The 26,086-nt window shown below is 63.9% G+C and carries 26 protein-coding genes; 21 read left to right on the top strand and 5 right to left on the bottom strand.

Going from position 1 to position 26,086, the window contains the following annotated elements:
• Positions 1-25: 25 nt before the first annotated feature.
• Both SALLO_RS0106170 and SALLO_RS0106165 read left to right on the top strand, forming a co-directional pair.
• Positions 26-766 carry a hypothetical protein gene (locus SALLO_RS0106170; RefSeq protein WP_157621306.1) on the top strand — a complete coding sequence of 247 codons (741 nt, stop codon included), beginning with the start codon at positions 26-28 and terminating at the stop codon, positions 764-766.
• Positions 767-849: 83 nt separating this feature from the next.
• The gene (locus tag SALLO_RS0106165; RefSeq protein WP_022835441.1) at positions 850-1,662 is read left to right on the top strand and encodes an SDR family oxidoreductase; all 813 of its coding nucleotides are present in this window, start codon (positions 850-852) and stop codon (positions 1,660-1,662) included.
• Between the two features lie 17 nt (positions 1,663-1,679).
• Here the strand turns inward: SALLO_RS0106165 and obgE are convergent, their stop codons facing one another.
• A complete protein-coding gene (gene obgE / locus SALLO_RS0106160; protein WP_022835440.1) occupies positions 1,680-2,696 on the bottom strand; it encodes a GTPase ObgE in 1,017 nt (338 codons plus the stop codon).
• 210 nt (positions 2,697-2,906) lie between these two features.
• Between obgE and rnhA the strand changes: the two genes are divergently transcribed.
• Positions 2,907-3,347 carry a ribonuclease HI gene (gene rnhA, locus SALLO_RS0106155; protein WP_022835439.1) on the top strand — a complete coding sequence of 147 codons (441 nt, stop codon included), beginning with the start codon at positions 2,907-2,909 and terminating at the stop codon, positions 3,345-3,347.
• A gap of 14 nt (positions 3,348-3,361) precedes the next feature.
• Here the strand turns inward: rnhA and SALLO_RS0106150 are convergent, their stop codons facing one another.
• A complete protein-coding gene (locus tag SALLO_RS0106150) occupies positions 3,362-3,817 on the bottom strand; it encodes a CBS domain-containing protein (protein WP_040606070.1) in 456 nt (151 codons plus the stop codon).
• 204 nt (positions 3,818-4,021) lie between these two features.
• Between SALLO_RS0106150 and SALLO_RS0106145 the strand changes: the two genes are divergently transcribed.
• The 17 genes from SALLO_RS0106145 (at position 4,022) to bcp (ending at position 20,779) form a co-directional block, all read left to right on the top strand.
• On the top strand, positions 4,022-4,699 hold the full coding sequence (locus SALLO_RS0106145) for a hypothetical protein (RefSeq protein WP_022835437.1): 678 nt from the start codon (positions 4,022-4,024) through the stop codon (positions 4,697-4,699).
• Between the two features lie 30 nt (positions 4,700-4,729).
• Positions 4,730-5,380, top strand: a complete 651-nt coding sequence (locus tag SALLO_RS0106140) for a histidine phosphatase family protein (protein ID WP_022835436.1) — start codon at positions 4,730-4,732, stop codon at positions 5,378-5,380.
• 20 nt (positions 5,381-5,400) lie between these two features.
• On the top strand, positions 5,401-6,816 hold the full coding sequence (locus SALLO_RS15640) for an isochorismate synthase (protein WP_051141320.1): 1,416 nt from the start codon (positions 5,401-5,403) through the stop codon (positions 6,814-6,816).
• 24 nt (positions 6,817-6,840) lie between these two features.
• Positions 6,841-7,563, top strand: a complete 723-nt coding sequence (locus SALLO_RS0106130) for an RsmE family RNA methyltransferase (protein WP_022835434.1) — start codon at positions 6,841-6,843, stop codon at positions 7,561-7,563.
• Positions 7,564-7,643: 80 nt separating this feature from the next.
• A complete protein-coding gene (locus tag SALLO_RS0106125; RefSeq protein WP_022835433.1) occupies positions 7,644-9,755 on the top strand; it encodes an ATP-dependent helicase in 2,112 nt (703 codons plus the stop codon).
• Between the two features lie 8 nt (positions 9,756-9,763).
• Positions 9,764-10,240: a GNAT family N-acetyltransferase gene (locus tag SALLO_RS0106120; RefSeq protein WP_022835432.1), complete on the top strand. Its 477-nt coding sequence runs from the start codon at positions 9,764-9,766 to the stop codon at positions 10,238-10,240.
• Positions 10,241-10,322: 82 nt separating this feature from the next.
• The gene (locus SALLO_RS0106115; protein ID WP_022835431.1) at positions 10,323-12,125 is read left to right on the top strand and encodes a sodium:solute symporter family protein; all 1,803 of its coding nucleotides are present in this window, start codon (positions 10,323-10,325) and stop codon (positions 12,123-12,125) included.
• A gap of 39 nt (positions 12,126-12,164) precedes the next feature.
• On the top strand, positions 12,165-12,806 hold the full coding sequence (locus SALLO_RS0106110) for an LON peptidase substrate-binding domain-containing protein (protein WP_022835430.1): 642 nt from the start codon (positions 12,165-12,167) through the stop codon (positions 12,804-12,806).
• Between the two features lie 57 nt (positions 12,807-12,863).
• A complete protein-coding gene (locus SALLO_RS15635) occupies positions 12,864-13,712 on the top strand; it encodes an MBL fold metallo-hydrolase (RefSeq protein WP_022835429.1) in 849 nt (282 codons plus the stop codon).
• A 34-nt stretch (positions 13,713-13,746) separates the two neighbouring features.
• The gene (locus SALLO_RS0106100) at positions 13,747-14,004 is read left to right on the top strand and encodes a histidine kinase dimerization/phospho-acceptor domain-containing protein (protein ID WP_022835428.1); all 258 of its coding nucleotides are present in this window, start codon (positions 13,747-13,749) and stop codon (positions 14,002-14,004) included.
• Positions 14,005-14,221: 217 nt separating this feature from the next.
• Positions 14,222-15,403, top strand: coding sequence for a type IX secretion system outer membrane channel protein PorV (gene porV, locus SALLO_RS0106095; protein ID WP_022835427.1), 1,182 nt, complete (start codon positions 14,222-14,224; stop codon positions 15,401-15,403).
• 961 nt (positions 15,404-16,364) lie between these two features.
• Positions 16,365-16,724 (top strand): chorismate mutase, encoded by a 360-nt coding sequence (locus SALLO_RS0106085; protein ID WP_022835426.1) that lies wholly within the window; start codon positions 16,365-16,367, stop codon positions 16,722-16,724.
• Positions 16,725-16,830: 106 nt separating this feature from the next.
• Positions 16,831-17,871 carry an endolytic transglycosylase MltG gene (mltG, locus tag SALLO_RS0106080; protein ID WP_228702784.1) on the top strand — a complete coding sequence of 347 codons (1,041 nt, stop codon included), beginning with the start codon at positions 16,831-16,833 and terminating at the stop codon, positions 17,869-17,871.
• Between the two features lie 79 nt (positions 17,872-17,950).
• Positions 17,951-18,697, top strand: coding sequence for a TIGR01548 family HAD-type hydrolase (locus SALLO_RS15630; RefSeq protein ID WP_022835424.1), 747 nt, complete (start codon positions 17,951-17,953; stop codon positions 18,695-18,697).
• Between the two features lie 18 nt (positions 18,698-18,715).
• Complete coding sequence (locus SALLO_RS17710; protein WP_157621304.1) at positions 18,716-19,321, top strand: diacylglycerol/polyprenol kinase family protein; 606 nt, start codon at positions 18,716-18,718, stop codon at positions 19,319-19,321.
• 13 nt (positions 19,322-19,334) lie between these two features.
• Positions 19,335-20,195 (top strand): esterase/lipase family protein, encoded by an 861-nt coding sequence (locus SALLO_RS0106065; RefSeq protein WP_051141319.1) that lies wholly within the window; start codon positions 19,335-19,337, stop codon positions 20,193-20,195.
• A gap of 98 nt (positions 20,196-20,293) precedes the next feature.
• Complete coding sequence (gene bcp, locus SALLO_RS0106060; RefSeq protein ID WP_022835423.1) at positions 20,294-20,779, top strand: thioredoxin-dependent thiol peroxidase; 486 nt, start codon at positions 20,294-20,296, stop codon at positions 20,777-20,779.
• A 6-nt stretch (positions 20,780-20,785) separates the two neighbouring features.
• Here the strand turns inward: bcp and SALLO_RS15620 are convergent, their stop codons facing one another.
• Both SALLO_RS15620 and SALLO_RS0106050 read right to left on the bottom strand, forming a co-directional pair.
• Complete coding sequence (locus SALLO_RS15620; protein WP_022835422.1) at positions 20,786-22,135, bottom strand: NAD(P)-dependent oxidoreductase; 1,350 nt, start codon at positions 22,133-22,135, stop codon at positions 20,786-20,788.
• Positions 22,136-22,226: 91 nt separating this feature from the next.
• On the bottom strand, positions 22,227-22,928 hold the full coding sequence (locus tag SALLO_RS0106050; RefSeq protein WP_022835421.1) for a hypothetical protein: 702 nt from the start codon (positions 22,926-22,928) through the stop codon (positions 22,227-22,229).
• 110 nt (positions 22,929-23,038) lie between these two features.
• On the opposite strand from SALLO_RS0106050, the gene SALLO_RS0106045 reads away from it, so the two are divergent.
• Positions 23,039-24,067 carry a hypothetical protein gene (locus tag SALLO_RS0106045; protein WP_028566960.1) on the top strand — a complete coding sequence of 343 codons (1,029 nt, stop codon included), beginning with the start codon at positions 23,039-23,041 and terminating at the stop codon, positions 24,065-24,067.
• Positions 24,068-24,176: 109 nt separating this feature from the next.
• Here the strand turns inward: SALLO_RS0106045 and SALLO_RS17705 are convergent, their stop codons facing one another.
• On the bottom strand, positions 24,177-25,991 hold the full coding sequence (locus SALLO_RS17705) for a lamin tail domain-containing protein (RefSeq protein ID WP_084696187.1): 1,815 nt from the start codon (positions 25,989-25,991) through the stop codon (positions 24,177-24,179).
• Positions 25,992-26,086: the final 95 nt, after the last annotated feature.

Here is a 26,086-nt window from a genome sequence, read left to right as displayed (position 1 = left end):
CGTAAAATTAAACTAATAGAATGTCATGCGCCGTTTGCTTGTTTTAGGCGTCTTTTGCCTCCTCGTCGTTGGATGTGACGCATCGGAGCAACCCCCAGACGCCTCGTTTACGCTCTCTTTGAGTGCACCGGTCCACCAAACCGTGCAGGGCAAGGCCGCGATGAACGACGGCGCGGCCTTCAATGACCAGTTCTTCTTCCCGATTGGTAGCGGATTCGGCTCCTCAACGGTCATTCAGCTGTATGGCACGCCGTCGGGGGCGTCAGGCAGCCAGCATGCACTGACGTTTATGCTCCGTGGGTTCGACGAACTGCGTCCGGGGACGTACGAGGTCAATACGCTTGGAGGACTTGGCGGCGGATATCCGGAGGTCGTGGGCTTTAGGGCGCCTGCACCAGCGCTCTTCGACTCGTTGGGCGCACTCACGTGGGCTGATTACTCGCGCATGACGGCAGACTCGGTGGTTTCCTATCCATTGCCACAGGGCACGCTGACCATTGAGCGCGCTGACGATGCGGTGATACGCGGACGGTTTTCGCTCAGCGCGTCGCGCCGTCTCGCCATAGCACGTGAGGCGCTGGAGGCGTACGTTGACTCGCTCCGCGCGTACGATCCTGGCACCATGACGAATCTCCCGATGCCCCCAACCTTCCACGGGCGTCCGTTGGCTGCCCCGTTGCGCATGGAGGGTCGCTTCACCGCCCGTTCGCTGCCGCTAAGCGACGCGGTGCCGCCGACCGGACTCCTCACAGGCGGTTTGTTTTAGCAAGGCAAGGGCGCGAGGGGCGAACCTGACAGGTTGATCGTGGTGCAAACCACCCATTCATCAACCGACCAACCCCCAGGGCCATGGACTTAGGACTCACCGATCGCGTTGCGTTTGTTGCCGGGGCCAGTAGCGGATTAGGGCGTGCAGCGGCCACCCGCCTGGCCCGCGAAGGATGCACGGTGGCCATTTGTTCACGCAGCGAGGCGCGCATCCAAACGGCCGCCGAAGCCATCGCCGAAGCAGCGGGCACGCCGCCCAACCGGGTGCTGCCGCTGGTATGCGACGTAACCGACGCAACGGCTGTTGCGGAGGCAATCGCACAGACGGTGGACGCCTTTGGCGCGCTCCACGTCCTTGTCACCAACGCCGGCGGCCCGCCCTCCGGAACGGCCACCGAGGTCGACGCCGCGGACTGGCGCGCCGCGCTGGAGCTCAACCTGATGAGCACCATTCACCTGTGCACCGCCGCCCGCGCTTCGTTGGAGGATGCCGCCGCCGCGGACGACCATGCGCGCATCGTCATGGTGTCGTCGGTGTCGGCGAAGCAGCCCATTCCCACGCTGGCCCTCTCAAACACCGCGCGCGCTGGCGTGCAGGGCTACGCCAAGAGCCTGGCGGCCGATCTTGGGCCCAAGGGCATTACGGTGAACACCGTGCTGCCGGGCTACACCCAAACCGACCGGCTGACCGAACTGGCCGCGTCGATTGAAGCACGCACCGGAACATCGCGGGCTGCGGTGGAGGCCGCCTGGGCCGAGGAGAACGCGCTCGACCGGCTGGGCACCCCCGAGGAGTTTGCGGCCGCCGTGGCGTTTCTGGCCAGCCAGCAGGCCGGATACATCACCGGCACTGCGCTTCCCGTGGATGGCGGACGAATCAAGCACCTGCTGTGAGCCTCGCGGTCCACGCGTTAGGGCAACGCAACGTCCTTGGCTTCCTTCACATGACGGTATAGACGGCGCTTGAGGTCGTCGAGGCCCAGCTGCGCAACCGCGCTGATAGGCACAAGCGGGACATCGTCGGGGAAGTCGTCGGCTACAATGTCGGGCAGCAAGGCACGCTCGTCGGGCGCGAGCACATCGATCTTGGAGAGGGCCACCATGTGCGGCTTGTGCAGCAACGCCGCCTCGTAGGCGCCCAGCTCGCGGCGCAGCTTCGTGTACGTCGCCGCCAGATCCGTTGCGGTAATGGGGATGACGAAAAGGAGCACGCTCGTTCGTTCGATGTGGCGCAGAAACCGCAGGCCCAGGCCCTTGCCCTCGTGCGCATCCTCGATGATGCCGGGCAGATCGGCCATCACAAACGACTCAAAGTCGTTCAGGTACACCATGCCCAGCTGCGGATTGAGCGTCGTGAAGGGGTAGTCGGCCACTTCCGGCGTGGCGGCCGAAAGAGACGAGACGAGCGTGCTTTTTCCGGCATTGGGAAACCCCACGAGGCCCACATCAGCCAGCAGCTTCAGCTCCAGCACAATGGTTTTCGTCTCGCCGTCTTCGCCCGGTTGCGCAAAGCGCGGCGCCTGGTTCGTCGACGACTTGAAGAAGGCATTGCCCTTCCCGCCGCGGCCGCCCTCGGCCACCAGCAGGCGATCGCCGTCGTTCAGCACCTCGCCCATCTGTGCGCCCGTATCGGCATTGCGGATCACGGTGCCGGGCGGTACGCGCAGCACCACGTCGTCGCCATCGGCACCGGTCTTGTTGAACTTGCCGCCGGGCGCACCGTCCTCGGCCTCGTGGTGCTTGTTGTAGCGGAAGTCGAGCAGCGTATACAGGTTTTCATCCGCTTCAACATACACCGATCCGCCGGTGCCGCCGTTGCCGCCGGCCGGGCCGCCCTTCGGCACGAACTTCTCCCGCCGCCACGAGACGAGCCCGCGCCCGCCATCGCCGCTGCGCACCTTAATTTCTACCTGATCGACAAATTTCATGACGCTGTACCATTGCCTGCATCCATCGTGGGGCCCGTCCCGTAGGCCGAGCGCTGACCAACACCCAACGAAGCGAACGGCGCCCGCGTTCAGTCTGCTCCAAAAATCTGCGCGCGGCGCATCTCCACACGTTTTTTCCGCAGCCCGGTGCGCACACCAATCATCGCACGGTTATGTTGCGAAACCCCTGAATCAATCTCACAACCAACGATGGACACGGTGACGATTTATACAGACGGCGCGTGCAGCGGCAACCCCGGCCCTGGCGGGTGGGCGGCCATCATTGTGCGCGACGAGCACACCATGGACACCCTGGAAGGGGGAACCAAGCACACCACCAACAACCGCATGGAGCTCACCGCCGCGCTGCGGGCCCTGGAGTCGCTGGAGGATTCGTGCACCGTGAAGCTGCACACCGATAGCGCCTACCTCTCGCGCGCCTTCAACGACGGGTGGATTGAAGGATGGAAAAAGCGGGGCTGGCGCACGTCGTCAAAGAAACCCGTGAAGAACAAAGACCTGTGGCAGCAGCTCATCGCACAGGACAAGCGCCACGACGTGGAGTGGATCTGGGTGAAGGGCCACGCCGACAATCCCCTAAACAACATGGCCGATGAGCGTGCCGTGGCAGCTATGGAGCCGTACAAGTAAGCGCCGGTAGGGCCTCAGCGCGGGTACCGCGGATACGGCTTTTCGAGCACGTAGTCGCGCAGGTCCTCGATGGTTTGCTCCTTCATCCGGTTCTCGAAGTGGAGCAGGTCGCGGATCGAGATCATGCCCACGAGCTGGTCGTCGGAGGCCACCGGCAGGTGACGAATGTGCCGGTCGTGCATCAGGTTGAGCGCCTCGTCGCGGGGGGTATCTTCCGACACCACCACCACGTCTTCTGTCATGATCGCGCGCACCGGCGTCTCGGCAGGCGGGCGCTGTTTGGCAACCACGCGGCGGGTGAGGTCGCGCTCCGTCACGATGCCCACCGCATCACCGGCGTCGTTGAGCACCACGAGCGCGCTCACGTTGTGCTCGTCCATCAGCGCAGCCGCCTCAGCCACCGCGGCCTGCGGGCCTACGTGGATGAGAACGCCGCGTCGCTTCAGCAATTCGGAAAGAGGACGTTTCATGGCGTTGTGCATCGCCGGTTGGAAGGAAGTGAACGGGGCAATGCTCAATTGGAGCGCGCCGAAAGCGGTTCCAGTGCATTACAGCTTCGATGCAAGTGGAACCCATTGGCAACGGATGGATGGTCTGCGAAGCTTTCAGAAATATCTGAAACCGGATGTGCGCTCTCGTGTACGTGGATTTGCTGCACAATACAGCGCGCCCCGATGCGCGCCTGCTTTTTATTTATTCAGCCACCCGGTGCCACGCCGCACGTGACGGACGCCCCCGACGCTTCATTTATCGACACGCCGTACGGCCTGTTTACCGCCTCGGGGCGCTGGTTTCATGTGACGGCCGATGGGCTTAAAGAGTATGCGCCGGCGGTGCTGGATGCGGTGCCGCTGGCCCGTCTTGTGGCCTGGGCCGAAGCGTGGCACCGCACGCCCGAGGCGCTGCTGCTGTGGGCGCTTCCGGTGCTGCTGTGGGTGCTGCCGGCCCTTCCTGCAACCACGAGTGCAGTGGGGCTTTACCTCGGTTGGAAAATATTCAGCCCGTCGGTGGCAAGCCTGCGCGCCGCGAAAATCATGCGCTGGGCCGAGCACCCGGTAAGCCAGGGGACGTTCTACGTGGTTTCGATGAGCGCCTTTGCTGCGCAATCGCGCTTCTGGGCCGTGGGCGTTGGGCTCACGGTTTTTGTGCTGGGGCGCTGGGGCGTGCTAGAGCGCATCGGCAACGCAGCGGTACGGCCCATCTGGCGCTTGTTGTACACCTTGCCGGCGGCGGATCAGATGCTGCGGGCCATCATTGTACGGGTCGCCGTCAGCCGGCGTCTCCCGCTGCCCGAGGTGGACGACATGGCGCGCGCCATGATCGACAATTGGAGCGTGCGCCGCGACGACTAACCCATTCTGCCAACCCGATCTTGCTACGCTATGCCTGTGTCCTCTCCGGTCGATGTTGCCACCACGACGCTCTACCTCGTGCGGCACGGCGAAACCGAGTACAACCGCCAAGGCATCGTGCAGGGCCGTGGCATCGACGCCGATCTGAACGCGACGGGCCGCGCCCAAGCGAAGGCGTTGGGCGAGCGCTTCGCAACGGTAGATTTTGACGTGGCGTACGTGAGTCCGCTGCGGCGTACGCGGCAAACGGCCCGCCTGGTCACCGCCCGGCACCGCCCGCTGCCCACCATCTACCTGAAAGATTTGGAGGAGATGGCATGGGGCGTGTACGAGGGCGAACCGCCCGCCCCCGACCGCGACGCGGCCATGAATGCCATCAAAGAACAATGGCGCGCCGGCACGGTCGATCTTCCGATTGAGGGCGGCGAGTCGCCGCGCGACGTGGAAGCGCGGGCCCAGCGGGCGGTGCATCATATGCTGGAGGCGTCGGCCGGGCGCACCATCCTGGTTGTCACGCACGGGCGATACCTGCGCGTGCTGCTGGCTTCCGTGCTGGAGCGCGGGCTGCACAACATGCACGAGATGGGGCACGCCAACACGTGCGTCAATCACCTGGAGTACCGCGATGGCCGTTTTCAGGCCAAACTCCTCAACTGTACCGCTCACCTGAACGCTGCGTGATGCCTGAAGCCGCTCGTTCCATGATGTCGTTAGACCAGATCCTGTCGCCGCCGGAGGTGCCTGCGGCCGATCGGTGGCGTGCAGCGCTTGCCGACCAAGTGGCCCGCGTGCTGCGCGAGACGTCGTCCACCGATCTGCTGATCCGGCAGGTGCGCGTGCCGGTGGAGGGCCGCGTGCCGGCGCTGCACTGGCTGCGCGCGCAGTCCTTTCCCTACGGCTTGTACTGGAAGGGGCGCCGTAGCGCCACGTCCATCGCGGCCGCCGGCGTCGCCGATGCAGTGCGTACCACCGGGGCGCCGCTGCAGTACGACACGCTGGGCGCGCTCCTCGACGCCCGCTTGAGCGACGCACCGTCGGCCGTGCGCTACTACGGCGGCATCCGCTTCGATGCCCGCCAGCCCCCGGTAGACGGCCGCCCGGAGGCCTACTGGCGGCCCTTTGGCACCGCGCGTATGGTGCTGCCCCGGTTTGAGTGGCAAACCACCGACGCGGGCCACGTGCTGGTGTGCAACATCGTGTTGCCGCGCGACAAGAAGCGCGCCGAGGCGTTGCAGCGCAGCATCCAGCAGCTCGTGTTTCCTGCGTCCACCGCGCCCGGCCCGCTGCCCACACCTGTCCGACGCCAAGACGAGCCGGCGCGCGACGTGTGGATGCAGCGCGTGCAGGACGCCGTTGCGGCCATCCGCCGGGGCGACCTGCAGAAGGCCGTCCTCGCGCGCCGCGTGACGCTGGGCTTCGCGTCGGCCCTCGACCCGCTGCTGCTGCTAGAGCACCTGGCGAACGAGACGCCGCAATGCTTTCACTTTGGGTTTCGCCCCGAGCACGGCACCGCCTTTGTAGGCGCTACGCCCGAGCGGCTGTTTCGGCTGGAAGACGGCGTCGTGGAAAGCGAAGCGGTGGCGGGCACCCGGGCGCGCGTCGACGGGGCGTCCGAAGATGAGGCGCTGCGTACCGAGCTGATGGAAAGCGAGAAGGACCGTCGCGAGCATGCATTCGTGACCGACGCCATCCGTGAACAGCTGGCGCCGTTTTGCCGGTCGATTGATGTGGCGCCGCCCACCGAGCTGCGCCTGCGTCGCAAGCGACATTTGTGCTCCACCATCCGCGGCCCGCTCAATAACGGCGCGCATGCGGTCGACTTCTTGCGGGCGCTGCATCCCACACCGGCCGTTGGTGGGGTGCCCACGGGCGAGGCGCTGGACTTCATCCGCACGGCGGAGCCCTTCGACCGTGGCTGGTACGCCGGGCCGGTGGGCTGGATGGGCCCCGATGCGGCCGAGTTTGCCGTGGCCATCCGCTCGGGGCTCGTGCACGGGCGACAGCTGGCCCTCTTTTCGGGCGCGGGCCTCGTGGAGGGTTCGGAACCCGAAAACGAATGGGCCGAGATCGAGCAGAAGATCAGCAACTTCGCCGCCATCCTTGGCCTCGGCGACTAAGCCCACTCGTTTTTTTGTGCGTCTATGGCGATTACGACCAGCTTCTACGCACCGCCCGCGTGCTTTCGGGGCGGCCACGTGGTGCTTCCGGAAGACGAAGCGCAGCACGCTGCCCGCACGTTGCGCAAGCAACCGGGCGACACCATCGTGGTGGTCGACGGTGCCGGGGGCTGGCACGAGGTGCAACTCGACCATGTGAGCCGCGGGCAGGTGGCGGGCCACGTGGTGACCACGCGCCGCAACGTAGGCGAGCCGCCGTACGCGCTCACGCTTGCGCTGAGCCCGCTGAAGCGCCGCAGCCGCTTCGAGACAGCCATCGAAAAGGCCGTGGAGCTGGGCGTAACCACCATCCAGCCGATTCAAACGGCACGCACCGAAGCCGCGTCCATTCGGGCCGATCGCCTGGAGCGGATCATCATCGCTGCGCTGAAGCAATGCGGGCGTTCGTGCCGCCCCACGCTCGCGCCGCTTCGCGCCTGGACGACCTGGCTCGATGCGCACGCGCCGCCCACGGGCTTTATCTGCCATGAAGCAACCGACCGCACGGCTACGCTCTTTGATGCGCTGCGTGCCGCGGATGCGCGCGAGGGCTGCGTGTGCGTGGGGCCCGAGGGCGGTTTTACCGCAGACGAAGTGGCCGCCGCGCAGGACGCCGGCTTCCGGGCGGCCTCGTTGGGCGCGCGCCGGCTCCGGGCCGAGACGGCAGCCCTCACCGCGGCCCACACGGTGCACCTGGCGTGGACGTGAGCGCTGCGGGCGGGATCACTACACGGCAGCCCGCGGTTTTTTGGGTGCGTCCCGCCTTTCTCCAATGACATCCACGTGCCATGGCTCGTCGCATCGTCCTATCATCGGACGGCCCCGCGGAGGCATCGTCGGACGACGCGCTGACGATTGACTACCGCGCGGCGCTGAACGATCAGCAGTATGCGGCGGCTACGGCGGGCGCCGGGGCCACGCTCATCATCGCGGGCGCCGGCACGGGCAAAACCCGCACGCTCATCTACCGCCTGGCCTATCTGGTGGAAACGGGGACGCGCCCCGAGCGCATCGCCCTGCTCACGTTTACGCGGCGGGCGGCGCAGGAGATGACGGCCCGCGCCACCGCGCTCCTCGACGGCCGCTGCCAGCGCGTGCAAGGCGGCACCTTTCATGCCTTCTGCCTGGGCGTCCTGAAGCGCCATGCCGAGGCCATCGGCTTCCCCAACAACTTCACCATCCTGGATGCGAGCGACGCGGCCGACGTGCTGTCGGTCTTGCGCACGCAGGGCAACTACCACAAACGCGACGAGCGTTTTCCGCAGAAGCGGACGCTCTACAACATGTTCTCGGCCGTAAGCAACCGGCAAGAGCCGCTGGAGGATGTGCTGGCCGAGCGGTATCCGCAATACGTGCCGCTGCACGACGACCTGGAGGACATCCGCCGGGCCTACGCGCGCTACAAGAAGGCGCACGGGCTGATGGATTTTGACGACCTGCTCCTGCACACGCGGGCGCTCCTGGCGCGCAATGAAGCGATTCGCCGGCAGGTGGCCGGGCGGTGCAAGCACGTGCTGGTGGATGAGTATCAGGATACCAACGCGCTGCAGGCCGATCTTGTGCAGCTGCTTGCGGCGGTGCACGGCAACGTAACCGTGGTGGGCGACGATGCGCAAAGCATCTACCGATTTCGTGGTGCCGACTACCGCAACATTTTCCGCTTCCCCGATCAGTTTCCCGACACGCGCGTCTTGAAGCTGGAGCAGAACTACCGCTCCACGCAGCCCATCCTGGACTTCGCGAATCACGTCATTGAAGATGCGAATCAGTCGTACGACAAGACGCTGTTCAGTGAGATGGCGGCGGGCGACCTGCCGGCCCGTGTGCCCGCGCCCGACGGCGAGACGGAGGCGCGCTTCGTGGCGCAGATGGTGCTGCAACTGCGCGAGTCGGGGGTGCCGCTGCAGCGCATGGCGGTGTTGTTTCGGAGCAGCCACAATGCCTACGATGTGGAGGTGGCGCTCAACCGCCGCAACATTCCGTTTGTAAAGTACGGCGGCATGAAGCTGAACGAGGCCGCGCACATCAAAGACGTGCTGGCGCACCTGAAGGTGGCCGAGAATCCGCAAGATGCCGCTTCGTGGAATCGCGTGCTGCGGCTGCTGCACGGCATTGGGCCCAAGACGGCGCGCGACCTGATCGCGTGGATCACCGAGGAGGCCGACGAGCCGTTTACCATTGGCGACGGCGGGCCGTTCTCGAAGCGCTACCTGTCCGACCTGAAGCAGCTGTTTGCTACGTTGCGGCGCATCCGCGACCCAGACCTGCCGCTGGCCGAACAGGTGGAGGCCGTGATTGAAACGTACCGTCCGCACTTTGAGCACAAGTACGCCGACGACTACCCGAAGCGCGCGCAAGACCTGGAGCAGTTTGTGAGCATCGCCCGCAGCTACGCCGACCGCGGCCGGTTTTTGGCCGAGCTGGCTCTCGACCCAATTGAGCTTTCGGCGATCGACCAGGAGGGCGCAGACGACGATGAACCACCGCTGGTGCTCTCCACCATCCATTCCGCCAAGGGCCTGGAGTTTCACACCGTGTTTCTGATTCAGGCGCTGGAGGGCACGCTGCCCTCGCGCTATGCCTACGACGAACCCGGCGGGCTGGACGAAGAGCGGCGGCTCTTTTATGTTGCGGTGACGCGCGCCGAGGAAAACCTGTTCGTGTCGTACCCCGAGCGGCAGTATCGTCCGTACCAGGGCGACTACCTGACCGACCCGAGCCGCTTCATCGACGCGGTGCCCGAGGCCCTCTTGGAGCCGGTGCGCCTCGTGACCGACGCGGCCCCCGACGAACTTCCCCCCGCCGCCGCAGACGGCGCCCCTGCACTTGGCGCGCCCGGCGCACCCGACGCGGGCCCCGCCGATGACGATGGGCCTGCCGATGACGGCCTCCCGTTCTGATCCGACCCATGAGCGCTTCGCCTCTCGTGACTGCCCCCCACGCCCTCGACCTTTCCATCACGGAAGTCGACCGCTCGGCGCTGCCCGTGATTCGGTCGCTCAACGAACTCATTTTCGATACGTCGAACGTCATTCGCACCTTCGACCGCGAGGGGCTGCTGCTTTTGCTTGCGCTGATGAACGACGAGCCGGTGGGCTTTAAAGTGGGCTATGCGCTGTCTGAGCAGCGATTTTACAGCGCGAAAGGCGGCGTGCACCCCGATAGGCGCCGCTGCGGCATTGCGCGGGCGATGCTGCGCACAATGCTGGAAATCACCGCGCAGCGCGGCTACCAGACGTTTGTGTACGACACCTTTCCGAACATGCACCCGGGCATGACGGTGCTGGGGCTGGCCGAAGGCTTCGAGGTGATTGGGGCCGGATGGAGTCCGCAGTACGAAGATTACCGGATTCGCTTTGCCACGGCGCTGGACGATTTCCGCTGATTGGACGCGTTTGCTGTGAACCAGCGACGGGCGGTGCAGTTGAGGCGGCCACACGATTCTTACGCACAAGCAGCACGCACGCATGCATTGGATTGACTGGGCGGTGGTCGGCGCGTACATGGCGTTCGCGCTGGGATTGGGCGCGTACCTCTCGGGGCGCGCGTCGGGCTCGGTCGAGGATTTCTTTGTGTCGGGGCGCTCGCTGCCGTGGTGGCTGGCCGGCACGTCGATGGCGGCGACGACGTTCTCCATCGACACGCCGCTGTACGTGGCGGGCGTGGTGGGCACGCGCGGGCTGGCGGGCAACTGGGAATGGTGGGCGTTTGGGTTTGGCCACGTGGCGCTCATCTACATCTTTGCGCGGCTGTGGCGCCGCAGCGAAATTGTGACCGATGCCGCCCTCACCGAGCTTCGGTACGGCGGCCGGCCGGCGGCCCTGCTGCGCGGCGTGAAGGCGTTTTTGTTTGCGGTGCCTATCAACTGCATCGGCATTGGCTACATCATGCTGGCGGCCGTAAAGGTGGTGGGCGCGCTGGGCATTTGGGAGGCGCTGGGGGTGGCAAGCGGGGCAACCGTAGCGGGCCTCGATCCGAAGCTGCTGCTGGTCATTGGCGTGTCGGTGCTGGTGCTGGTGTACGCGGGCCTCTCGGGCCTGTGGGGCGTTGTGGCTACGGACTTCTTCCAGTTCTTCCTGGCGCTGTTTGGCGCGATTGTGGTGGCGCTCTATGCACTGGCACACCCCGATGTGGGCGGCTTGCACGGGTTGGTGACGAAGGCGCAGCGGGTGACCTCGTTCGACGTGCTTGCCTTTGTGCCGTTTACCCTCTCGTGGCACGATGGCCTGCAGGTGGGGTGGAGCGCGTTTGCAGGCATCTCGGCCACCACGTTCATGGCTTACGTGGGCTTGCAGTGGTGGACGTTTCGGCGCTCGGACGGCGGCGGCGAGTTCATCCAGCGCCTGGCGGCGAGCCGCGACGAGCGCGAGGCCGAGCGCGCTGCGTGGTTTTTCAACATCATGCACTACGTGGTGCGCACCTGGCCGTGGGTGCTGGTTGCGCTGGCGGCGCTGGTGCTGTACCCGAATCTGAAGGATCCCGAGTTGGGCTACCCGAAGCTCATGCTGCGCTTCTTGCCCACCGGCGTGTTGGGTCTCGTGGTGGCCTCGCTGGTGGCGGCCTTCATGAGCACCGTGTCTACGCAGATCAACTGGGGCGCCTCGTACCTCACGCACGACCTCTACGGCCGCTTCGTGCGGCCCGAGGCGTCGCAGGGGGAGCTCGTCGCGGCGGGGCGCGTGGCCTCGGTGCTTATCACGGCCTTCGGGGCGTTTGCGGCGTTCTTTGCCGAAAGCGTCGCGACGGTGTTTCGGCTGGTAATTGCCATTGGCACCGGGCCGGGCATTGTGCTCATCCTGCGTTGGTTTTGGTGGCGCGTCAATGCGTGGACGGAGCTCGCTGCGATGCTCGCGGGCTTCGCGGGCGGCGTGCTCACGACCGTCGTGCCGGTGCTTACCATCGACGACTTTGGGCTGCGGTTGCTCGTCATCACGGCTGGCACAACCGCGGTGTGGATTGCGGTGATGGTGTACACCGCGCCGGAAGACGATGGGACGCTGGATACATTCTACCGCAAAACGCGACCGGGCGGCCCCGGGTGGACGCGTCAGCGGGCCCGGACCGGCTTGGCGCCGCTTCAGTCGTTGCGGCATAGCCTGTTGCAAACCGGCGCTGCGGCGTGTGTGCTGTTCGGGGCCATGTTTGCGGTGGGCGGCGCGCTCTTGCTCCGCTGGCCGGTGGCGCTTGCCATGACGGCCCTCGCCGCCGGGGGCGGATGGGTGTTACATCGTCTGCGCATTGTGCCCGAAACATCGCCTTCAGCCCCATAGTTGTGCACGGGTGGTGTTATCGTCTACTGTCTCCGTGTCATGGCCGCTATCCAGTCCCTCCCGCTTTTTCCGCTGGGTTTAGTGCTGTATCCCAACGAACAGCTCCCGCTTCATATCTTCGAGAATCGCTACAAGGCGCTCACCAAGTACTGCCTCGATCACGACGTGCCGTTTGGCATCGTGTTGTACGAAGACGCCCTGGCCTCTGTTGGCACGACGGCGCGCATCGAGCGCGTGCTGAATCGTTACGACGATGGACGCCTCGACCTCATGGTGCAAGGCGAGCAGCGCTTTCGCATTCAGGAAGTGTACGACCGCAAGAGCTACTACACCGCAGACGTCACCCTTTTTGGGGATGAGGCGCCCATCGAAGCGGAGGGGCACGACCTGCAAGAGCGCGTCATTACGCAACACATGAAGCTGCTGGAGCTTGCCGGTCGCACCGTGCGGCCGTCGCTCTACCAAAACGTGGACACCCTGTCGTTTGTGCTGGCCCAAAATGGCGGATTGGACAACGAGCAAAAGCAGGAGGTGCTGGAGCTAACCTCCGAGCAGGAGCGCCTGGCATACCTCAGCCGGCACTTCGCGTCGCTCATCCCGCGCGTGGAGCAGCAAGAAGACGTGCAGCGGCGGATTCGCTCGAACGGCCACTTCAAAGATTTTCCGCCGGAAGAAGTGTAGCGGGACGGCCGCAGATCATCGTTCGTTGATTGCCTCTCATTGGTTGCCCTTTCGCTTATGCCGCAGATCGGTCCGTACACCCTTCATGCCGTGCACGCCGGGCGGTTCGCACTTGACGGCGGCGCAATGTTTGGGATCGTCCCGAAGCCGCTGTGGGCGCAGCGCATCGCCCCCGACGAGCAGAACCGGATTCCGTTGGCCACGCGCTGCCTGCTCTTGCGCAGCGACGAACGGTGCGTGCTGGTGGATACCGGCATCGGCGACGTGTTTGGGGAAAAGTACCGGTCCATTTACGCGGTGGAGGGTACCGATGTGGTAGCGGGCCTCGCGGCCCACGGGGTGGAGCCGTCGGACGTAACCGACGTGATCTTGACCCATCTGCACTTTGACCACTGCGGCGGGGCGACGCGCGCGGCGTGCGAAGAGCGGGTGCCCACCTTCCCCAACGCCACGTACCATGTGCAACGGGCGCACTGGACGTGGGCGCGCAATGCCCATCCGAAGGAAAAAAACTCCTTTCTGCGGCGAACCTTCGACCCACTCGCGGCCGCCGGGCAGTTGCATTTGGTGGATGGAGCGACGACGCTGTTCCCCGGCCTTTCGGTGCGCACGGTAGATGGCCACACCGAGGCCCAACAGCTGGTGGTGGTGCACGACGATGCGCAAACCCTGGTGTACGTCGCCGATCTGCTGCCCACCACGCACCACGTAGGGGCAGCATGGACGATGGCGTACGACGTGCATCCCCTCACCACGATCGACGAAAAGGCCGATTTTTTGCGGCAGGCAGCAAAAGCGGAATGGAACTTGTTCTTTGAACATGACCCCGAGGTGGAGGTCGCCCGGGCGGTGTCCACCGCTGACGGCCCCGCCCTCGCGGACAAGCGCACGCTGGACGCGCTGTAAGCTCTCTTTGCCACCACTAACTGCCTGACCGCTTATGAATGACACATCAACCGCACCGCCGGACGCCTCGGAAAATGAGGAGGTCAACATCGAAGAGCAACTCGCAACGGTCTACCACGACCTCAACAACCCGCTGTCCATCATCAGCGGCAATGCGCAGTTTCTGCTGGAGCTCTGTCGTGAAGCGGATCTTGACGAGCAGTTTGTCCGTTCGGTAGAGGACATTCAAGAAGCTGCCGACCGTATGGGGACCTCGCTCCAGCGTTTGATGCAGATTCGCAAAGACCTGTAAGTCCACATAAATTGCATCAAGCAGCGTTTGTGGATGTACCTGTGCTTCCCTATGTTAGGGATGCGGGCTTCGTTGATACGGCCGGCCATCATTCCCTTCCACAGCAAAAGTCGTCTATCGAAACAGCGTTACTGCACGATAGCATTGCATGCGCGCACGTTCAGCGTGTGCGGCTGTGCATAGAAGGTACGCTGAATCTGACCATAAGCAGGTATCCATGACGTATATACGTTCTGTCTCTTTTTACTCGTTTGCGGTTGCGCTCTTTTCCCTTGCACTGTGGACGCCCGCACCGGCGCACGCGCAGTTGGGCGAGGCGACCGCGCTGTTTTTGCGTATCGAGCCCGACAGCCGTTCGGCCGGTATGGGCAACACCGGCGTTGCCCTTGCTGATAATGCCAACGCGATGTTCTGGAACCCCGCAGGACTTGGTTTTCAGAAGAACACGCAGGTGGGCATCACGCACGCCAACTGGCTTCCCGAATTCAACGCGGGGCTGTTTTATGAGTACATCGTTGGTACGTACCACGCGCCCGGTATTGGGACGTTTGGCGGCAACATCACGTACCTGAATCTTGGCGAGATCGAGTTGCGTGACAACGGAGGCAACGATGTGGGAACGGCGCGCGCCTACGAGTATGCCGTGGCTGCGTCGTACGCCCGCAAGGTGTCTGACAACCTTTCGTTGGGTACCAACCTGCGGTACATTTACTCGAAGCTCTCGGAAGCGACGGGCGACATCGAAAGCGGAACGGCCTCGGCGGTAAGCTTCGACCTCGGCGCGCTCTATCGCACAAATCCCTTTGCGCTGGGCGGCACCCAAACGACGTTCTCGGCGGGCTTCAACCTGTCAAACATGGGAACCGAGATGAAGTACGACGAGGACGCGCAGGCCCTGCCCACCAATCTACGCGCGGGCTACGCGTTCACCTTCGACTTCGATGAATACAACTCGCTGACGTTCACCAACGATTTCACCAAGGCGATGGTGCGCGTGCAGGAAACGCGGACCTGCGAAACGGGCGATCCGCTGGCGCAGTGCGCCGATGAGGACATCGAAGTGCGGAGCGATCCCGATCCCTTCTACAAGGCAATCTTCACATCGTGGAGCAACGGCACCGGCCTGGGGAACGCCGATGGCGGCGTGGCGGAATTGAGTGCCCTCGAACAGATCACCGCAGCGTTTGGGCTTGAGTACTGGTACAACGACTTGTTCGCGCTGCGTACCGGGTACTACTATGAGGACCCGCAAAACGGCAACCGTGAGCTGCTCAACTTTGGCGCCGGGTTGCGCTACAACATCGTCGGGGTTGATGTGTCGTACATCTACGCGATGGAGCAAAGCAGCCCGCTCGATCAGACGCTGCGCTTTTCGTTGCTGCTAAACTTTAACCGGTAGGCTGCGCGCGTGGCACTGTGTCGTTAGGGAAAGGGCTGCTCCACGCCGGGGCAGCCCTTTCGCTGTGTTGCAGCACGCCGCACCGCTGTTCTGGGCACCAGCTGCGCGCGGAAGCCAGAGCAAACGCACGAGTCATCGTGAATCTGCCCTGTGCGCTTCAAAGACGGCCCTTGCTGCCGAGGCACGTCGTCATACCCCAACGATTGATGTAAGAGCTCTGGGCATCTTGGAAGAGCCAATCTCCGCAGGCGTGCAGATGGGCGAATCAAGCCGATCGGCCATCTGAACCATTCACGTATCGTTTTTCCATTTCCCCCCTTTTGTCATTGCGAGGAGCCGAAGGCGACGTGGCAATCTCCACAATGGTGCACTCCTGCCCGTACATGGAAATCGCACCTATGGCATGACCTTCGGCCCCATCATAGATATGACCCGCGGTCCGCACGTCCTTCGCATCCGCACCAGTGGCATGACCAAGGCCCCTCAGTCCTCACGATGACAAAGAGTGTATTGCTTTTTTGTGTGTCACGCGTGCAGGTGGGCAAATCAAGCCGATCGACCATCTGAACCATTCACGTATCGTTTTTGCATTTCCCCCTTTTGTCATTGCGAGGAGCCGAAGGCGACGTGGCAATCTCCACAATGGTGCACTCCTGCCCGTACATGGAAATCGCACCTATGGCATGACCTCCGGCCCGATCATAGTATGACCTTCGGCCCCCCGTCGCTCGCATCCGCACCAGTGGCACGGCCAAGGCCCCGCACTCCTTGCGATGACAAGGAGCGTACTGCTTTTTCGTGCGTTGAGCATGCAGATGCGCAAATCCAACCGAACGGCGTCAGCGCGAACCGGCAAGATTGATGCAATTGCCGTGGCGTGGAAGCGCTTTGCTTGCATCCGCTTGGGCGCGCTTGCATGTTAAGAGGGTACATTCCTGTGTTCATGCATGCGCCGTTATTGATGACGCTCCCCAACGCCCTCCGCCACGCTTCACGGTACGCCGACACCGATGTGCCCGACGTGCCCGACGAACCGACCCCCGATGACCTGGCGCCCTGGCGCGAGCGCATCGATGCCATCGATCAACAAATCGTCCAACTGCTCAACGAACGCACCGCGTATGCCGACGTCATTGGCGCCATCAAAAGTGCCATTGGGATGCGGGCCTACGTGCCGGGCCGCGAGGCCGAGGTGCTCCAAAACGTCATTGACCACAACGACGGCCCACTCCCCGACAATGCCATTCGCCGCATCGTAGAGCAGGTCATCGAAGAGACGCGCACGCTGGAGCAGCGCACCTACGAGGGCCGCGTGGACTGACGCGGGCTTGCCGTGAACGTTCGTTCATGCCCTGCGTTAAGGGGTTTTCCGCGGGAGCCGTCCCGCGCGCGCATCATTTTCCGTTGAACGTGTTCGCACGATGGCAGTGGCACATTTTTCTTGGAAGCACCTCCTCGGCGCCCTCGTCCTTGGCGGTGCGTTGGCCGCAGCCGCGGGCGGGTGGCTGATCCTTGGCTCCAGCACAACATCGTACCCGGGCACGCGCACGGTCATCCTTCCCCCCGATCCGTCCTTTGCTGCTACCATCGATTCCCTGCAAGCCAATGGCATTGTGGGAACGGCAACAGGGGTGCGATGGCTCGCGCGCCTGACGGGGTGGAACGCCCAGATGAAGGAGGGCCACTATGCCTTCACATCGGGCGTGAGCAACTACCGCATGCTCGATGTGCTGCGGCGCGGACTGCAAGAGCCGGTGCGCGTCACCATTCCCCCCGGGTCGCGTCCCCGCGTGGTTGCGGCGGTGGTGGGCAAAGCACTAAAGCTTACCCCCGCCGCCTTCCGATCCGCGCTGCGTGACACCGCCCTGGCCCGACGCCTGGGCACCGATGTGGCGCACCTGTTTGGGTACATGTTGCCCGAGACGTACCACTTCTACTGGCAAACCCCGGCCCGTGAGGTGGTGGAGCGCATCAAAGAAGCGTTTGATGCCTTTTACGCACGAGAACTAGCCGCCGGGGCCGACAGCATCGGGCTGCGGAAGTCCGAGCTCGTTACGGTAGCCTCTATCGTGCAATGGGAAACGTATCTGAATGAGGAGAAACCCATGGTGGCCGAGGTCTATCTGAATCGTCTCGACATTGGCATGCCGCTTCAGGCCGATCCCACCGTGCAATACGCCCTCCTGCAACGCGAGGGCCAAAAGCGCCGGCTCTTCTTTGCGGATTACGAGATCGAGCATCCGTACAACACGTACCAATTTCGGGGACTGCCCCCGGGGCCCATCACCAACCCGGCGCCCTCTACCCTCCGCGCGGTGGCCTATCCCGCCGCCCACGACTACCTCTACTTCGTGGCCGATGGCACGGGCGGACACGCCTTCAGCCGCACCCTGCGCGAACACAACCGAAAGGCCAACGCCTACCGGCGCCTTATGCGACAGCGCCGCGCCAACAGCAACTCGCGATAGCCGCAGGGAACTGTGGATAAAACAGGGTGTGGTATACTGTTAGCGCATTGTTCGTCTCGTATCTCTACGTTCTATCTGTATGCCGCAATCTGTATCGTTAAGCGTCATCCTCTTCGACATGGATGGCGTGTTGGTGGATGTATCGCGCTCCTATCGCCGCGCTATCCAAGAAACGGTGGAGCACTTTACCGGGCGACAAATCAGCGCCAATGCCGTGCAGCGGTATAAAAACGAAGGCGGCTTCAACGACGACTGGAAGCTGACGCACGCGGTGATCACCGATACGGCCATGGAGATTCCGCTGAGCCGCGTGATCGAGGAGTTTCAGCGCCGGTACCGCGGCGACAACTGGGACGGATTCATCGCCGAGGAGGAGCCGCTCATTGACGCGGATACGTTGGATGCGCTGGCAGCGCGTGCAGACATTATGGGCATCGTGACGGGGCGCCCGCAAGATGAGGCCGAGTGGACCATCGAGCATTTTGGATGGACGCAGTACTTTCCGCTTGTCATTGGGAAAGAGAAGCAGGGCGACCGGCCCAAGCCCGATCCCTACCCGCTCAATCATTGCCGCACGTTGCTCGCGGCCGCGGGGCGGCCGGTCGATCCGGACGAAACCGTGTACATTGGCGACTCGGTCGATGACATGAAGGCGGCTCGCGCCGCGAACATGTGGGCGGTGGGCATGGTGCCGCCGTACCTGGAGGCGGCATCGCATGGCCCCTTGCTGCGCGAGCGCGGCGCGCATCTCATCATTGAAGATGCGGCGACGCTGCCCGACCTGGTCGATAACTTTACGACGCGCGTCGCTCTACAGACCAACTAACCGATGCACAAGGGGGCCTTGCCTCTCGCCATGGAGGTGCGACGCAAGATGGTGCACGTGAGCACCGCGCTGGGGCTGACGGCGCTCTTGTATGTGCTTCCGTACCCCGTGGCGCAAGGCACGCTCCTTGCGGCTGCTGTGTGTGCCGTTGGGGCGGAATGGGCGCAGACGCGCTCGGCACGCGTTCGGCGGTGGGTTGCCGCAACCGTTGGTACCCTGATGCGCGCCGAGGAGCAGCGGTCGGCGACGGAACGCGCGTTCCGGCTCAACGGCGCCTCTGCGATGCTTGTAGGGGCGGCCCTGGTGGCGTGCAGCACGCCGCTGTCCATTGCCCGCGCGGCACTGCCCGCTGCGCTGCTCGCCGATGCCGCTGCGGCCCTGGTGGGGCGCCGGTGGGGCACCCACCCGTGGCCCGCGCAAGATCGAACCGTAGAAGGCTCCGCTGCCTTCGTGGGCACCGGCCTGCTGGTCTGGTTCATCAGTGCCCCGTCGCTGCTGGGGGCCGGAGCCGTGGCCGTGGCCGTGGGCGCGCTTGTGGAAGTGTGGCCCCTTCCCCTCAACGATAACATCCGCGGCCCGCTCGCCGTTGCGTATGCAGGCTGGGCCGTGCTCCTCATCCACTGACCTGCTACCTGTTATGGCCAACCTGACCTCGAATGCCGTGAAGCGCTGGGCCGGGCTCGACAGCCGTCCGCAGCCTCCGGTCATTCCGGTGCGGCACCCGGTCGTCCTCATGCACGGATTTGGCATTGGCGGGGCGGTGCGGCGCGGCGGCCACTTGCATACGGCGGCCATGCACCTGCGCAGCCGCGGCGTGCGGGCGTTCGCGCCCAACGTGCCGCCCTACAGCACCGTGAAGGTGCGCACCCAAATTTGGGAACAGCACCTCACCCACATCCTGGAGGCGCTGGGCGCTACGCGCTGCACCCTCGTGGCCCACTCCATGGGCGGGCTCGACGCGCGCTATCTCATCCACGCCATGGGCTGGCACGCCCACGTGGATGTGCTGGTGACGGTGGCCACGCCCCACCGCGGCTCGTCGGTTGCCTCGTTCATCCTGGAGCAGCCCCCGGCGGTGCGCGGCTGGATCGGCGAGATGGCCGACTGGCTGGGCGCACAGGTCTCGGACCACGGCCCCGCCAACGCCTTGCAGTCGATCCGAGAGCTCACCCCCGAGCACATCCAAGAGGCGTTCAACCCCGAGGTGCCCAACCATCCGTCGGTGACGTACTGGTCGTACGCCGGCGCCGCGGGCCGCGGGACGGACGTGCCGGTCGATCCGGTGATGCGCGTCCTGAATGCGTACCTGTACGACCGCGAAGGCCTCAACGACGGACTCGTCTCCATTGAGAGCGCCCAGTGGGGCGACTTCCGCGGGACCCTGGCGGCCAACCACGCCCAGCAAGTGGGCCTCGACCGGTCGCTGGGGAAGTCGGCGTTCGAGGCCAATGCGTTTTACGCTGAGGTTGCGCAAGACCTCGCCGCTGCGGGTCATTGAGCGGCGGCCGGGCGAAGGCGCGCTGCCGGATGGATCCCGCGCGGGCCGCGTGCGTCCGATCGTTGCGCTCGCTTTGTCGCTAACACGTTTGCCTATCCATGCCGCCAACCATCGATCGCCTGCCCGTCGGCACCCAAGCCCCAGACTTCGAAGCGCCCACTCCGGAGGGCACCGTGCGCCTCAGCGATTTCCGCGGACAATGGGTGGTGCTGTACTTCTACCCCAAGGACGACACGCCCGGGTGCACCAAGCAGGCGTGCAACCTGCGCGACGGCTATCAAACATTGCAGGATGCAGGCCTCGCCGTCATTGGCGTATCGGAGGACGACGTGGCCTCGCATGAAGCCTTTGCCGCTAAGCACCAGCTTCCGTTTCCGCTGGCGGCCGACCCCGACCACGACATCCTGAACGCCTACGGCGTGTACGGCGAGCGGAATATGTACGGCAACACCTTCATGGGAACGAAGCGCACCACCTATCTCATCGATCCCGAAGGCACCATCCGCCATGTGTTCAAGCGCCCCAAAACCGGCGACCATACAGCCGAGGTGCTCGAAAAGTGGCACGGCGTGACCGACGCCTAATTTCGGCTATTCGCCGTTGACCTTGAACTGGCGGAGGGAGCGAATCGCGGATGGATCGTCTGAAAGATCGGCCGCCCGCTCGATCAACCGTTCGAGTTGATCTTTGGCCAGCGGCTGGTCGATGGCGCTGATGTCGTACGCGATGCCGTACGCCGGAAAATCCCAGTGGTTGGACTGCACGTTGCTGGCCCCGGCTTCGTAGATGCTGTCGTCGATGGCTTTCTTCGTACCGCGCACGTCGCTGTGCACCACCGCAAGGACCCAGTACGGCGGCTCGGCACGAACGCCAATTTGCTGGCCCGGCGCAAACACCGTGTCGCGCACCGTGCCTTGTTCGTTGAACAGGCGCGTTGAGCCGGCCATGTGCTTCGCGATGCGCGGCTGGGCCTCTTGCGTGGCAGCGCCAATGTGCGGCGTCGTCACGACGTCCTCCAGCTCGGCATACGGATTCTGCCACGAATCGTCGGCGCTGCCGGGCTCCTCCGGATACACATCGATGGCCGCGGCCCGCACATGGCCCTCGTTCACGGCGCGCGTCAGGTCCGAGGGGTCAAAAAGGAATCCACGAGCCGCGTTAATGAACCCGCGCGGACTGTTGGCGGGCCGGTCGGCGGCTAGCTGCTGGAAGTGATCGTACGTGATGAGGCCCGCATTCGATTGCCCCCGCGGATCTTCGGCCGACACATGCAGCGTCACAAAGTCGCCGGCCCGAAAGGCCTCGTCAAGCGAGTGGCAGGCGCGCCATCCGAGCGTAGCACCCACCTCGCGGGCCACGTCCGAACGGTCGTAAAAGCAGATGTCCATGCCAAAGGCATCGGCGATGCGCGCCACTTGCTTGCCGATATTGCCCAGGCCCACAATGGACAGCGTCTTGCCCTTCAGCTCGTAGCGGCGCGCGCTATCCTTCGTCCACAGATGCTGCCGCCCGGCATCATTCGCCGAGAAGATGCGCCGCGCAAGGCATACCATCTCGCCCATCACCAACTCCACCACCGAGCGCCCGTTGCTCACCGGGTCGTTCATCACCAGCACGCCCTCGCGTGCGCAGGCCTTCTTGTCGACCGTGTCGTCGCCAATGCAGCACAGCATGATCGCGGCAAGGTTGGGCGAGGCCTGCAGCACGTCCTCCGTCACCGGAAACTTGCTGCGCTTGTACAGCAGGTCGTGGTGGCCCTCCGCAAGCCGCTCCACCACGTGGTCGATATTTTCGGTCGCCGATTTGGGAAGGCGCTCGGGCGTGATGCCCTGCTCGCGCAGGTAGTCGTCCAGGGAGGGATCGGGTTCCTCCAAGATGAGGGCCTTCGAGAACGATGGGGCGAGAAAGCGGGTGCGCGGTGCCGTTTCGGTTTCCGGCATGGGAGCAAGAGTAAAGCGAGGGGTAACGAGCTATCAATCAGAACAGTCCGGTGCAGCAGTGTTTCGTGGGAGCGCTTCCACGCGGCCGCGCCTATGCCGCGACGGGCTGCCCGTTCGTGCGGCGCTCGGCGCACGTCGCGTCGTGCAGGGTGAGGGCGACCCCGTTCGTGAACAGCGTGAGGGGAGCGGTTGCCTCCGAGACCGTGAGCGCGCCGCCGGCTGCGTGCACAGTCGTATCGGCCTGTAGGCGGTGCAGCGACAGATCGCTCCCCGCGCCATGAAGCGTCAGCGGGCCATGTACGTCGGTGCAGGCGACGGTGGCGCCGTGGGCCTCAATGTTCACCGGCCCGTGCGGCGACGCGAGCGATAGGCGTCCGCCGGACACGTGCAGAGCAAGGGTATTGGAGAGGTCGTGCGCCCAGCACCCCCCGCCGGCCATGTGAAGCGTTGCGCGGAAAGCCGATGGCAGGGCGATGTCCAGAAACAGACCAAGCGATTCATTCCACCGCCGCAGCCATTGCGTGCGGGCATCCGTGGCGCGTGCATCGGCCTCCCATTGCACGTGGATGTCGGCCCCTGCTTGCTGGGTGCTCAGGGGCAGGGTGCGCATGCGCTGTTGGGCCTGATCGGCAGAAGGGGCCGTCAGGTAGCTCTGAATCGTGAGGCGGGCCTCGGCGGGGGTGAGCCGCACGCGTGCCCCGGGCACTTGTAGGTGCAGATGCCCTGCGCCTTGGGCATCAAACGACTGTTCGGCTACGCGATGCGCAGTGTTGGGAAGGGACCAATCGGACATAACCGCTCAATCATGAGGGAAAGACATTGGGCACCACGATTTGTATAATACAAAGCACACGCCGCAGTGTCCATGCGGTTTTTGCTCTTGCTCCTAAGACACAATCTTTGATGCCATCCCACCCAACCTCCACCCGCGACACGATGCGTGGGCGCCTCAACCAAAGCCGCGTAAAGCTCTGGGTTTTGATGAATGCCAGCCGCGGATGGGTGGCCGCAGCGGCCGTGGGGCTTGTCGTTGTGGTTTTGCTTGTAGGCGGGGCGGTAGCGCCCGCTTCGCTTGCGTCGGGCGATCCCGTCGAGACGCTGTTCCAGGGGCTGCTAACAGCCATTATCACGGCGGTATCGCTCGTTATTTCGATCAACCAGGTGGTGCTTTCACAAGAGCTGGGGCCGCTGGGCGATCAGCAGGAGCGGATGGATAAGGCGTTGTCCTTTCGTGCGGAAGTGGCCGACGCGTTGGATCTGGCCGTGAGTCCGCCCGCCCCGGCCGCGTTTCTTGAGGCGTTGCTTCGGGGCATTGCCGCGCGTGCCAAAGCGGTGGGGAAAGCAGCCAACGATGCGTTGCCCGCGGACGACGCGCGGGAGGCCCTGTGCACCTACAGCGAGGACACCGCGGCACATGCCGAGGAGGTTGCGGATCAGCTGTCCGGTGCGCAGTTTGGCACGTTTGCGGTGGTGTTTGCCGCGCTCAACTACAACTACTCGCAGAAGATCAACGAGGGGCGCCGCCTGCAGGCGATGGATGCAGTGAACGGAGAGGCACAGGGGGTAGAGGCCGCTTTGGAGGCGGTCGTGAACCTGCTCACGCTGTTTGGCCCCACGCGCGAGCACATCAAGACGCTGTATTTTCAGTGGGAGCTCATTGACCTGTCGCGTTTTTTGCTGTACACCTCCATTCCGGCGCTTCTTGTCGCCACCTGCATGATCTTGTACGCGGATGCCGGAATGACTGCAAGCCTGTGGACCCTGGCGGGCCTCGATGGCATGGTGTGGGTTGTGGCTTTGGCAACGGCCGTGACGCTGCTGCCGTTTATGGTACTGCTTGCCTACATCGTGCGCATTGTGACGGTCGCCAAGCACACGCTGGCCATGGGGCCCTTTGTGCTGCGTACAAAAGGCAGCGAGGGTGACGATTAGACGCCGCGTCCGCCCGCGGGCCGCGTGTAAACAAGCAGCGGACTGCACCCGCAGGGGTTGCAGTCCGCCCAGGGGAGCAGCAAGACGAAACGGGGCTGCCGGGAAAGGCCTACCGAACGATGGTCACGCGCTGGGTGCTGCTGAACGTTTCGCCGCGGGCGCGCAGGAGGTAGAGTCCGCTGGGCAAATCACCGGCCTCCAGCGCAATGCTCTGCGCGCGGCCCGCCCCAAGCGTACCGCGATAGAGCGTTTTCACCTCACGGCCAAGCATGTCATACAGCGTCACGGTGACGTATTGCGTCTTTTGCACTTGCAAGCGCGTTCGGCCGGTGGTGCGCACCGGGTTCGGCGTTACGTTTGCCCACTGATATGCGCCGCGGAGGCCCACGATGGCCGTCACGGGGCCCGCAAACGACACATCGCCGTCGGCATCGACCTGGCGGAGCCGGAAAGCGTAGGAGCCCGGTGCAAGGCCACGCACGCGGAAGCGATACGACGTTTCGGTTTGGGTGGTGCCGGCACCCTCGCGGCGTCCAACGGCTTGAAACGCGCCGTCAACCTTCTGCTGAACCTCAAAGTGGCTGTTATTGGTCTCCGCAAGGGTCGTCCAGCGAAGCAGGACGTCGCGGCCATCGGCGGTGGCAGTAAAGGCGCCCATCTCGACGGGAAGCGCGCCGCCGCCCGTGGTGGTGCCGGGGGTAAACGCCGAACCAAGCGTGGTGCTCTCCACCATGCCTCCGTAGAAGTCAGGGTTGCGGGTGGAAGAGGTGCCGTCCGCTTCGGGGGCAAACGCCGTGTCGTAGTCGACGATGTCTAGCTGCGTGCCGGTGTCGTTTTCCAGGTAGATGATGTCGCCCCCGTTGTTGAGCGCAGGACTTCCGGTGTCCGTAACGCCTGGAATGCCGGTGGGCGTGCCGCCAGCGAAAATAGTTGCCGCCTCTTGGGGCGCGAGCGACGTGCCCGACGGAAACGTGTAGGTGTTGTCGGCAGCATCACGCAGCACATACCCCGAGAGGTCAATGGTGCCGCCTGAGATATTTACAACCTCAATGAACTCCTCCTCTGCATCGCCGCCGTTTATGCCGTCGCCGTTCGTGTCTTGCGAGCTGCCTGGATTGGCAAAAAACTCATTGATGATGAGCGTTTGTGGCGCCGGGGATAGTTCAATGAAGTTGTCGGTTGGGGTTGTAGACAAATCTTGCGGGGGAACCGCAGCAACGACGAAGCTGGGTTTGCCCGTGGAGGGGTTCACAAACCCCGATGCTAAAACGGTCACCGTTACATTGTCCAGTCCACGTGCCTGCAGGTTGGCATTGTACGACGCTAGGAACGACGAATTGTCGTTGGGACCCACGCGCACCACGTAATCGTCAGTGGGCAAGTTATCGTACAAGACCGTCTGCTTGTAGCCAAGCGCGTCGACGACAACAGCCCCGCGGGTGAGCACATCAACGGTTCCTGCGTCAGGCGTGCCATGTACGGCAAACACGTCAATCAATCCGCTTCCGCCGGCGGTGGTGGTTTGGTTGTTGACGACCGACAGCGAGAAATCACCTACATCGCCCAGGGCGATGGCTTGGTTGAACGTATCAGCTGCAAAGTTGACCGTTTGCGAAGTTACCTGCTGATCGCTCGAACTTGTGCTGCTGGCGTCATTCACCGTGAGCGTGAGGTCTTGCCCGGCAGGTACGCCGCTTGCAACGAGTGCGCCGCGGAAGGGGAAGTCATTGAGCTTATCAAGCTGTGTGCCGCCGCTGTCAAGGATGTAGATATCCACATCGCCAAACCCTGCGGCATTATGGATAACTTGCAGGTCGGCGGTCTGCTGCGCATAGCCTGTAGATGGCAAAAACCCTACAAGAAGTAGCGCACAGGATGCAAAGAAGATGCTGAGATAGCGTAACGTCGTAGCAGTTTGTCTCATAACAGGTACCGGTGTTTAACCCCCAAATGCGAGTTGCGCGTGTCCGATACGACCTACTGGACGATTTTAAAGTAAAAGTGAAAAGAACGCATTGT

Origin of the sequence: Salisaeta longa DSM 21114 (assembly GCF_000419585.1) — a bacterium.
Classification (GTDB): domain Bacteria; phylum Bacteroidota; class Rhodothermia; order Rhodothermales; family Salinibacteraceae; genus Salisaeta; species Salisaeta longa.
The sequence above is the reverse complement of the archived record's forward strand: the minus strand, read 5'-3'. Positions and strand labels throughout refer to the sequence as shown.

Coding starts and splice junctions, on each gene's coding strand:
- SALLO_RS0106085 (WP_022835426.1), top strand. CDS start 16,365: ATGACGCTCCCCAACGCCCTCCGCCACGCTTCACGGTACGCCGACACC.
- SALLO_RS0106050 (WP_022835421.1), bottom strand. CDS start 22,928: ATGTCCGATTGGTCCCTTCCCAACACTGCGCATCGCGTAGCCGAACAG.
- SALLO_RS0106145 (WP_022835437.1), top strand. CDS start 4,022: ATGCGCGCCTGCTTTTTATTTATTCAGCCACCCGGTGCCACGCCGCAC.
- SALLO_RS0106045 (WP_028566960.1), top strand. CDS start 23,039: ATGCCATCCCACCCAACCTCCACCCGCGACACGATGCGTGGGCGCCTC.
- SALLO_RS15635 (WP_022835429.1), top strand. CDS start 12,864: ATGCCGCAGATCGGTCCGTACACCCTTCATGCCGTGCACGCCGGGCGG.
- SALLO_RS0106125 (WP_022835433.1), top strand. CDS start 7,644: ATGGCTCGTCGCATCGTCCTATCATCGGACGGCCCCGCGGAGGCATCG.
- SALLO_RS0106140 (WP_022835436.1), top strand. CDS start 4,730: ATGCCTGTGTCCTCTCCGGTCGATGTTGCCACCACGACGCTCTACCTC.
- SALLO_RS0106115 (WP_022835431.1), top strand. CDS start 10,323: ATGCATTGGATTGACTGGGCGGTGGTCGGCGCGTACATGGCGTTCGCG.
- obgE (WP_022835440.1), bottom strand. CDS start 2,696: ATGAAATTTGTCGATCAGGTAGAAATTAAGGTGCGCAGCGGCGATGGC.
- SALLO_RS0106120 (WP_022835432.1), top strand. CDS start 9,764: ATGAGCGCTTCGCCTCTCGTGACTGCCCCCCACGCCCTCGACCTTTCC.
- SALLO_RS0106065 (WP_051141319.1), top strand. CDS start 19,335: ATGGCCAACCTGACCTCGAATGCCGTGAAGCGCTGGGCCGGGCTCGAC.
- SALLO_RS17705 (WP_084696187.1), bottom strand. CDS start 25,991: ATGAGACAAACTGCTACGACGTTACGCTATCTCAGCATCTTCTTTGCA.
- SALLO_RS0106100 (WP_022835428.1), top strand. CDS start 13,747: ATGAATGACACATCAACCGCACCGCCGGACGCCTCGGAAAATGAGGAG.
- bcp (WP_022835423.1), top strand. CDS start 20,294: ATGCCGCCAACCATCGATCGCCTGCCCGTCGGCACCCAAGCCCCAGAC.
- SALLO_RS15640 (WP_051141320.1), top strand. CDS start 5,401: ATGATGTCGTTAGACCAGATCCTGTCGCCGCCGGAGGTGCCTGCGGCC.
- SALLO_RS15630 (WP_022835424.1), top strand. CDS start 17,951: ATGCCGCAATCTGTATCGTTAAGCGTCATCCTCTTCGACATGGATGGC.
- SALLO_RS0106110 (WP_022835430.1), top strand. CDS start 12,165: ATGGCCGCTATCCAGTCCCTCCCGCTTTTTCCGCTGGGTTTAGTGCTG.
- SALLO_RS0106150 (WP_040606070.1), bottom strand. CDS start 3,817: ATGAAACGTCCTCTTTCCGAATTGCTGAAGCGACGCGGCGTTCTCATC.
- porV (WP_022835427.1), top strand. CDS start 14,222: ATGACGTATATACGTTCTGTCTCTTTTTACTCGTTTGCGGTTGCGCTC.
- SALLO_RS0106165 (WP_022835441.1), top strand. CDS start 850: ATGGACTTAGGACTCACCGATCGCGTTGCGTTTGTTGCCGGGGCCAGT.
- SALLO_RS0106130 (WP_022835434.1), top strand. CDS start 6,841: ATGGCGATTACGACCAGCTTCTACGCACCGCCCGCGTGCTTTCGGGGC.
- rnhA (WP_022835439.1), top strand. CDS start 2,907: ATGGACACGGTGACGATTTATACAGACGGCGCGTGCAGCGGCAACCCC.
- SALLO_RS0106170 (WP_157621306.1), top strand. CDS start 26: ATGCGCCGTTTGCTTGTTTTAGGCGTCTTTTGCCTCCTCGTCGTTGGA.
- SALLO_RS15620 (WP_022835422.1), bottom strand. CDS start 22,135: ATGCCGGAAACCGAAACGGCACCGCGCACCCGCTTTCTCGCCCCATCG.